8 protein-coding genes and 1 pseudogene are annotated in these 7,426 nt (G+C 63.3%); 5 read left to right on the top strand and 4 right to left on the bottom strand.

Annotated elements, in window-relative coordinates; all coding sequences use genetic code 11:
* The 5 genes from AC1DUU_RS18295 to yddG form a co-directional block, all read left to right on the top strand.
* Window positions 1-201: thiamine pyrophosphate-dependent enzyme (locus AC1DUU_RS18295; RefSeq protein WP_476784826.1), on the top strand; the 201-nt coding region annotated here is incomplete at its 5' end.
* A gap of 105 nt (window positions 202-306) precedes the next feature.
* Window positions 307-1,023, top strand: coding sequence for a glycosyltransferase family 2 protein (locus AC1DUU_RS18290; protein ID WP_476784825.1), 717 nt, complete (start codon window positions 307-309; stop codon window positions 1,021-1,023).
* Complete coding sequence (locus tag AC1DUU_RS18285) at window positions 1,020-1,349, top strand: lipid-A-disaccharide synthase N-terminal domain-containing protein (protein ID WP_476784824.1); 330 nt, start codon at window positions 1,020-1,022, stop codon at window positions 1,347-1,349. The genes AC1DUU_RS18290 and AC1DUU_RS18285 overlap by 4 nt, the downstream gene beginning before the upstream one ends.
* A 6-nt stretch (window positions 1,350-1,355) precedes the next feature.
* On the top strand, window positions 1,356-3,044 hold the full coding sequence (locus tag AC1DUU_RS18280) for an ArnT family glycosyltransferase (protein WP_476784823.1): 1,689 nt from the start codon (window positions 1,356-1,358) through the stop codon (window positions 3,042-3,044).
* A gap of 207 nt (window positions 3,045-3,251) precedes the next feature.
* Window positions 3,252-4,238 (top strand): aromatic amino acid exporter YddG, encoded by a 987-nt coding sequence (yddG, locus tag AC1DUU_RS18275; RefSeq protein ID WP_476784822.1) that lies wholly within the window; start codon window positions 3,252-3,254, stop codon window positions 4,236-4,238.
* On the opposite strand, the gene AC1DUU_RS18270 is transcribed toward yddG, so the two are convergent.
* From AC1DUU_RS18270 to AC1DUU_RS18255, 4 genes and pseudogenes are all read right to left on the bottom strand, one after another.
* Window positions 4,209-5,183 (bottom strand): ABC transporter substrate-binding protein, encoded by a 975-nt coding sequence (locus AC1DUU_RS18270; protein ID WP_476784821.1) that lies wholly within the window; start codon window positions 5,181-5,183, stop codon window positions 4,209-4,211. The two genes, yddG and AC1DUU_RS18270, sit on opposite strands and share 30 nt — an antisense overlap.
* 51 nt (window positions 5,184-5,234) lie before the next feature.
* A complete protein-coding gene (locus tag AC1DUU_RS18265) occupies window positions 5,235-6,368 on the bottom strand; it encodes an ABC transporter permease (RefSeq protein WP_476784820.1) in 1,134 nt (377 codons plus the stop codon).
* Complete coding sequence (locus AC1DUU_RS18260) at window positions 6,365-7,243, bottom strand: ABC transporter permease (protein WP_476784819.1); 879 nt, start codon at window positions 7,241-7,243, stop codon at window positions 6,365-6,367. Before AC1DUU_RS18260 ends, AC1DUU_RS18265 begins: the two co-directional genes overlap by 4 nt.
* A gap of 6 nt (window positions 7,244-7,249) precedes the next feature.
* A pseudogene (locus AC1DUU_RS18255) lies at window positions 7,250-7,426 on the bottom strand (ABC transporter ATP-binding protein); the annotation flags it as partial.

The following is a 7,426-nucleotide window of genomic DNA, read 5'->3' as shown; positions in this document are numbered from 1 at the left end:
ACCGACCTCAAGAACCCGGATTTCGCAGCCCTTGCCCGCGCCTATGGCGGCCATGGCGAGACCGTGCGCGAAACCGACGAGTTCGCGCCCGCTTTCGAACGCGCGCGCGCCAGCGGCAAGCCGACGATCATCGAGATCAAGCTCGACCCGGAAGCGATCACGCCCACGCGCACGCTGAGCGACATCAGGGACAAGCGCTAACCCTTGCTCTGGGGAAAGCGCAAGGGTCGTGGCAAATGCGCGTCTTTGGTGCTATTGAGGCCGCGCATTCCACCATCCTGACGTAACATTTCCCCAGGCAAGCTGATGATTTCAATCGTCATTCCGTGCAAGAACGAAGCCGAGAACCTGCCGATACTGGTCGGTGAGGTTCATGCCGCCATGGCCGGCCGCGACTACGAGGTGATCGTCGTCGACGACGGTTCGACCGACCGCACGCCTGACGTGCTCGCCGAACTCGCCCGCTCCGCAGGTCGCCTGCGCCACATCCGCCATGACCGCTCGGCCGGCCAAAGCGCGGCTGTCCGCTCCGGCGTTTTCGCCGCCAACGGCGAGATCGTCGTGACCATGGACGGCGACGGCCAGAACGATCCAGCCTATCTGCCCAAGCTCGCCGACGCGCTGATCGCCGCCGGTCCTTCTGTCGGCATCGCCGCCGGCCAGCGCCTCAAGCGCACCGACACCAAGCTCAAGCAGCTGTCCTCGCGCTTCGCCAATGGCCTGCGCGAAATGATCCTGCGCGACGGCACCCGCGACTCAGGCTGCGGCCTCAAGGCGCTGCACACCGACCTGTTCCGCCAGCTGCCATTCTTCGACGGCTGGCATCGCTATCTGCCTGCCCTTTCGCTGCGCGAAGGCCGCGGCGTCGTCCATGTCGATGTTGTCGACCGCTCGCGGCGCCACGGCAAATCCAACTATGGCATCCTCGATCGCGGTCTGCGCGGCATCCTCGATCTATCAGGCGTGTGGTGGCTGCGCCGCCGCCGCAAGGTTGTGCCAACGGTCACGGAGCTTGGCCAATGAACCTCATCTCGGAACTCGGCACCTGGCTGCACGACGTATTCGTCGCGCAGTTCGACGGCTGGATCCTGCTCGGCTTCGTCGCGCAGGGCTTCTTTACCATGCGCTTCGTCGTCCAGTGGCTCGCCTCCGAGCGCGCCAAGCGTTCGGTCGTGCCGATCGCCTTCTGGTTCTTCTCACTCGGCGGCGGCACGCTGCTGCTGATCTACGCCATTCAGCGCCAGGACCCGGTCTTCATCGCCGGCCAGGGGCTCGGCCTGTTCATCTACATCCGCAATCTCTGGCTGATCGCCAATGAGCGGCGTCTGGCCATGTCCAAGACGGACTGACCACGCATGACGACTTCCGGAATCAAAACCTCCGAAACGCCCGCCAAGGCGTTGTCGCCGCTCACATATCTGCTTTTGGCACTGCTCGCCCTGTTCGCCTTCGCGCCGGGCATATCCACCTTGCCGCCAACCGATCGCGACGAGTCGCGCTTTGTCCAGGCGACCAAGCAGATGGTCGAGAGCGGCGACTATGTCGATATCCGCTTCCAGGACGTGCCACGCTACAAGAAGCCTGCCGGCATCTACTGGCTGCAGTCCACCGCCGTGCTGTTGAGCGGCCAGGGCAGCGAAGCCCCCATCTGGGTCTATCGGCTGATATCGGTGCTCGCCGGCACCTTCTCGGTCCTGGCTCTTGCCTTCATCGGCGATCGCATGTTCGGCCGAACCGCAGGCCTCATCGCCGGACTCGGCCTGATGGGCATCCTGATGCTGGGTGTCGAGGCGCGCATCGCCAAGACCGATGCGACGCTGCTCGCCACTGCCTTACTCGCCCAGGGTGCGTTGGCGGCAATCTATCTCGGCCACAAGGCCGGCAAGCGGCAGGGCCGCGCCCATTGGCTGTTCTGGGCGGCTCAGGGTCTGTCGATCCTGATCAAGGGCCCCGTCATTCCTTTCATGAGCGTGCTGACGATCGCCGCCATTGCCATCTTCGACCGTGACCGCTCCTGGCTGCGCAAGCTGAAGCCCCTCAGCGGCCTCCTGCTGACACTGCTGGTCGCAGCGCCCTGGCTGATCCTGATCACGCTCAAGACCGGCAGCGCCTTTTGGCAGGAATCGGTCGGCAAGGACCTGTTGAGCAAGGTCGGTTCCGGCCAGGAATCGCACGGCTTCCCGCCCGGCTATTATTTCCTGACCTATTCGCTGTTCATGTGGCCCTTCGCACTGGTGGCGCTCGAAGGTGGACTCAAGGCGCTCAATCGCTTCCGCCAGGATCCGCGCCTGCTGTTTTGTCTCGCCTGGTACCTGCCCTATTGGGTCGCCATCGAGCTGATCCCGACCAAGCTGCCGCATTATGCCTTGCCGGCGTATCCGGCGATGATCTTGCTGATGGCCTGGGTGTTGACCGACAAGTCGGCCGCCAGCATCGAGCTGTCGCGCTGGCAGTTCTGGATACGCCGTGCCTGCGCCTTCGGCATGTTCGGCATCAGCATCGGCCTGGCCGCCATAGCGCTTGGCATCACGCCCTATTTCCTCGGCTATTTCTCCTGGTGGGGAATGCTCGCCGCGTTGCTGGTCCTGATATCAGCCAGATATGGCATTGGCGCGCCCGACGGCATGGATCCGGTCAGGCGCGTAGCCTTTGCCGCAGCCGCCGCCGCGGCGGTTTTCGGCCTCCTCACCTGGAAGATTTTGCCGCCGCTCAAGCCCTTGTGGCTCAGCCCCGAGATCGCCGAACGCTTCGAACAATTGAAGCCATGCCCGACCTCGCAGCTGGTCTCCGCCGGCTATGGCGAGCCGAGCCTGGTCTTCCTCGCCGGCACRCAAACCCAGCTCACCGACGGCAAGGGGGCCGCCGATGCGCTCGCTGCCGATCCAGCCTGTACCATCGCACTGATTGCAGAAGCCGAGAGCAAGTCCTTCCTCGCCGCCATTCCAGGTGGCGTGGACGCACTCAGGCAGCGCGGCATCATCGAAGGCATGAACTATTCCAAGGGCGAGCCGCGCACGCTCACCTTCTACACGCTCGGGCACTAGGCGCGGGCGCCCCCCGCGCACCCGCTTTTGACCTTCCGCTTTACCTCCCTCGTGGTTCGTTTTGCGGGAGGGCGCTTGGCGCTCCATTCCCTGCCTGCTGTCGCTTCACAAGGCAGGTCGCGTTCCAGACAATGCATGGCTGGATATGGCCGCCGGCAGAGCCTCCACCATGCCACCTTCCAGCATCAGGCGAATGATTGACTTGGCATGAACAGAACGACCGCAACGCTCATCGGCTTTTCAGCCATCCTCACATGGTCGTTTCTGGCCCTGCTTTCGACCGCCGCGGGACCAATCCCGCCGTTTCAGCTGGCAGCAATGACCTTCACGCTAGGCGGCCTCGTCGGTGTGTCCAGCTGGATCTTTCGCCCGGGCGCGATCAGGTCGTTGCGGCAGCCATGGCAAGTGTGGGCGTTGGGGACCGCCGGCCTCTGCATCTATCACTGTGCCTATTTCTTCGCGATCCAGTCGGCCTCGCCCATCGAGGTCAGTCTGATCGCCTACCTGTGGCCGCTGTTGATCGTCGTCTTCGCCGCCTTCCTGCCCGGGGAAAAGCTCAGGCTGCACCACATTGCCGGCGTGATCCTCGGGCTTGCCGGCGCCATTGTCGCCATCACCAAAGGTGGCAGCGTCGGCTTGGCCGACGGGGTGAAGCCTGGCCACGTCATTGCGCTATTCTGCGCCTTCGTCTGGGCCGGCTACTCCGTGCTTTCCCGCCGCTTCGGCAGGGTGCCCACCGATGTCGTCGCCGGCTACTGCCTCATCACTGCGGCAGTCGCATTTGCGCTCCACCTGGCTCTCGAGACCACCGTCTGGCCCGAAACGAACACGCAGTGGGCTGCAATCGCCATCTTGGGCGCAATCCCGCTCGGTGCCGGCTTCTACGCCTGGGATTACGGCTGCAAGCACGGCGAGATCATGGTGCTTGGCGCATTGTCATATGCAGCACCGCTGTTTTCGGTGATTGTCTTGCTGGTCGCAGGGTTTGGCGCGTTTCACTGGTCGGTGGCGCTGGCCTGCATCCTCATCACGGTCGGCGCCGTCATCGCCGCCAAGGACATGCTGTTCGGCAAGCAGCCAAAGGAAGCAGCGGCGGCGGCCTCACCCTGGCCAAAGAAAAAGGGGCGGTTACCCGCCCCTCTTCCGAAATCAGAATCGCAAACCCTACTTGATCGCCTTGTCGGTGATCGTTGACGTCCAGGCGCCGGTAGGTTCCTTGGTGATGATCTTTTGCGCCAGGAGCGCTTCGGCCGTGCGCTTGTAGGCCGCTTCGATCAGCTTGCCGTCGGCATTGTCGATCAGCTTGGCCACTTCGCCCATCATGCGCTTCTGATGGTTTTCGTCCTGGCCGCCATTGTCGACGACGATGCCGGCTGCCTCATCGGGATTGTCGACGGCATATTTCCAGCCCTTCATCGAGGCGCGCACGAAGCGAACCATCTTGTCTTCGAAGGCCGGGTCCTTGAGCTTGTCTTCAAGCGCATAGAGACCATCCTCGAGCAGGTCGTTGCCCATGGCGGTGTAGTTGAACACCGTCAGCTCTTCCGGCTTGAAGCCGGCGTCGATCAGCTGCCAATACTCGTTGTAGGTCATGACCGAGATKCAGTCGGCCTGCTTCTGGATCAGCGGCTGCACGTCGAAGCTCTGCTTCAGCACGGTCACGCCATCGGCCCCGCCCTCCGTCGACAGGCCGAGCTTGTTCATCCAGGCGAAGAACGGATATTCGTTGCCGAAGAACCAGACGCCCAGCGTCTTGCCCTTGAAGTCGGCTTCGGTCTTCACCGGACCGTCCTTCGGGCAAACAAGCTCCATGCCGGCCTTCTTGTAGGGCTGGGCGATGTTGACCAGGCCGACACCCTTTTCGCGGGCTGCAAGCGCGCCGCCCATCCAGTCGACGATGACGTCGGCGCCACCGCCGGCAATCACCTGCTCCGGCGCGATGTCGGGGCCGCCCGGCTTGATCTCGACGTCGAGGCCTTCGTCCGTATAGAAGCCCTTCTCCTTGGCCACGTAATAGCCGGCGAACTGCGACTGCGTCACCCATTTGAGCTGCAAAGCGACCTTGTCGGCGGCAAGTGCTGCCTGCGCTGTGGCCAGCGACATCGCCCCCGCCATCAACGATACCATCAGTCTTTTCATCTTCTTTTTTCCCTCTGAAGTTGGACCGCGGCCCCGCCCAAGGAGCTCAGGTCACGCCCGCCCACCACGGACGGACGGATGCCAGAAAGTGGTGACCCTCTCGATGAAGGCGACCACACCATAGAAGACGGAACCGGCCAGAGCCGCAACAGCGATCTCCGCCCAGACCATGTCGACATTCATGCGCCCGATCTCGGTCGAGATGCGGAAGCCCATGCCGACGATCGGCGTGCCGAAGAATTCGGCGACGATGGCGCCGATCAGCGCCAGCGTGGAGTTGATCTTCAACGCGTTGAAGATGAAGGGAGCGGCGGCCGGCAGCCGCAGCTTGAACAGCGTCTGCCAGTAGTTCGACGCATAGGTGCGCATCAGGTCGCGCTCCATATGGCCCGAAGCCGCAAGGCCAGCGACCGTGTTCACCAGCATCGGGAAGAAGGTCATGATGATGACTACGGCAGCCTTGGACTGCCACTCGAAACCGAACCAGATCACCATGATCGGGGCCACGCCGATGATCGGCAGTGCCGACACCATGTTGCCGATGGGCAAGAGGCCCTTGCGCAGGAACGGCACGCGGTCGGCCAGGATCGCCACCACGAAACCCGAGGCACAGCCGACGATATAGCCAAACAGCACCGCCTTGAAGATCGTCTGGCGCACATCGGCCAAAAGGATCGGCAGCGAATTGCCGATGCGCGCGGCAATCGCACTCGGCGGCGGCAGCAGGATGAACGGCACCCCGGCCCCCCGCGTCACCGCTTCCCACAGGATCAGGATCCAAGCCCCGAAGATCGCCGGGATCAGCAGGCGCAGCATTGTCTTGGCTTGCTGCGATACCGGACGAATTGCCGACAAAACGGCAACGCAGCGCCAGGCCAGCAGCCAGGCGGCGGCGAGCAGCAGGAAGTACGGCATCCGCGCCATGCCTTCATTGCCTGATATGGCAGCAATCAGCAGCCAGGCAGCCCCATGCGCTCCAACAAAAAGCACGGCAGCGCTGGCAATGCCCGAAAACATGGCGAAGGAGGCCACGGCAGGCAACGCGATGAGACCTATGACAAGCGACGTTGCGCCTCTCGACATCGGCGCTCCGGCTTCGCTCGACAGCATCGGCATCGTGGCCATGGCGACAGCGCACAGCACGAGGGCCAGCAAGACCTGCCAGGACGCTTTGGTGAAACTCATGCCGGCCGTCCTCCCATCGAGCGTTCGACAAGCTTGCCGACAAATCCAACCAGCACAACCAGCATCGCGGCCACCACCGAGCCGGCGACGAGTGCCGCCCACATGTCGATGGTCTGGCTGTAATAGGAGCCGGCAAGCAACTTGGCGCCAATGCCGGCGACAGCCCCCGTCGGCAACTCGCCGACGATGGCGCCGACAAGGCTTGCCGCGACCGCCACCTTCATCGAGGCAAACAGGAACGGCACCGATGCCGGCACGCGCAGCTTCCAGAAGGTCTGCGACTTGCTGGCATTGTAGGTGTACATCAGGTCGAGATGCATGAGATCGGGCGAACGCAGCCCTTTCACCATGCCGACGGCGACCGGGAAAAACGACAGATATGTCGAGATCAGCGCCTTGGGGATCAGGCCGGTGATGCCGACGGCCGCGAGCACCACGATGATCATTGGCGCTACCGCAAGGATCGGGATCGTCTGCGAGGCGATGATCCACGGCATCAGGGAGCGGTCGAGCGCGATCACATGGACGATGCCGACAGCGATCAGGATGCCGAGGGCGGTGCCGAAGGTGAAGCCGAGCAGTGTCGACGACAGCGTCACCCACGAATGGTAGACGAGGCTGCGCGCGCTGGTGACCTTCCTCATGAAGGTGTTTTCAAAGAAATTCTGCGCCACCTGATGCGGCGCAGGCATGGTCGGCTTCGGCTGCGACAGCGTCTTGCCGATGAATTCAACGGTGCCGGGTGTAAGCCCTGCCCGCCGGTCGAGATCGCGCTGGAACGGAGCGTTCATGTAGACGGCGAATGCATACCACGCCGCGACGATGACCAGCAGGATGGTGATGACGGGCACGACCCGGTCTCTGAAGCGATCCATCGTGGCTCAATCCTCGTAGGAATGGCCGGCGCGCAGCCCGTCACGGACACGCGCTGCGATCGCCAGGAATTCGGGGCTCTCGCGGATGTCGAGCGGTCGCTCCGTGGGCAGCGTCGACTCGATGACGTCGGTGACCCGGCCGGGCCTGGGCGACATGACAACAATGCGCGTCGACAGATACAC

The sequence above is a fragment of the Aminobacter sp. P4_H6_2 genome (assembly GCF_056400805.1).
This window is presented reverse-complemented; position numbering and strand designations above follow the sequence as displayed.

Excerpts from the sequence above, each read along its gene's own strand:
- AC1DUU_RS18290 (WP_476784825.1), top strand. The coding sequence starts at position 307 with ATGATTTCAATCGTCATTCCGTGCAAGAACGAAGCCGAGAACCTGCCG.
- AC1DUU_RS18285 (WP_476784824.1), top strand. The coding sequence starts at position 1,020 with ATGAACCTCATCTCGGAACTCGGCACCTGGCTGCACGACGTATTCGTC.
- yddG (WP_476784822.1), top strand. The coding sequence starts at position 3,252 with ATGAACAGAACGACCGCAACGCTCATCGGCTTTTCAGCCATCCTCACA.
- AC1DUU_RS18265 (WP_476784820.1), bottom strand. The coding sequence starts at position 6,368 with ATGAGTTTCACCAAAGCGTCCTGGCAGGTCTTGCTGGCCCTCGTGCTG.
- AC1DUU_RS18260 (WP_476784819.1), bottom strand. The coding sequence starts at position 7,243 with ATGGATCGCTTCAGAGACCGGGTCGTGCCCGTCATCACCATCCTGCTG.